Source organism: Fructobacillus ficulneus (assembly GCF_001047075.2).
Classification (GTDB): domain Bacteria; phylum Bacillota; class Bacilli; order Lactobacillales; family Lactobacillaceae; genus Fructobacillus; species Fructobacillus ficulneus.
Genome location: NZ_DF968005.1, coordinates 341976 through 342555, shown reverse-complemented (window position 1 = coordinate 342555; position 580 = coordinate 341976). Strand labels below are relative to the sequence as shown.

At 55.3% G+C, this 580-nt stretch carries 1 protein-coding gene; it reads right to left on the bottom strand.

Annotated features, from left to right (window positions below; genetic code table 11):
- Window positions 1-580: S8 family serine peptidase (locus tag AOQ29_RS06195; RefSeq protein WP_148666495.1), on the bottom strand; the 580-nt coding region annotated here is incomplete at both ends.

The following is a 580-nucleotide window of genomic DNA, read 5'->3' as shown; positions in this document are numbered from 1 at the left end:
GCTTGCCCCGTCCGTGTAAACCGCATCCGGCTGGTACCGGTAAGTCTGGTCCTTATCCGACCGGTTATCCAAAACGACTTGCATGCTTTGGTGGGCCGTTTGGAAGTCTTTTAACGTGACGGCTCCCCGTCCAGTTGCGCCCGTGAGCAAAACTTCCTGGTTGATGGCCCGATCAATTTGAACCAGGCCGGCCCCCTGGGCCCGGGGCGAAATAATTGCGTCCGGATGGTTTTTGTCCTGCAAGGGATGGGCACTATTCATCAAAATGGTTTTGAGGACTTGGAGGCGGTCAACCGCCCTCAGCTTTCCTTGCCATTTTTCAGTTAATAGGGCTGTGGCGCCAGCGACAACCGGCGTGGCCATTGATGTCCCGCTCTTTTTGCCATACTGGTTATCGTTCAAGCTGGAAAGCAGGGCCCCACCTGGGGCAGTAATGTCGGGCTTCAACTGGAGGTCCGGGGTTGGACCATAGGAGGTAAAGGACGACATTTGACTAGACTGTCGCGGTGCTTTTTCCGGTGCATCATAGGGTAAATTATCGGAGGAAGCGACGGTCAAAACATCCTGGTCGACACCGGGC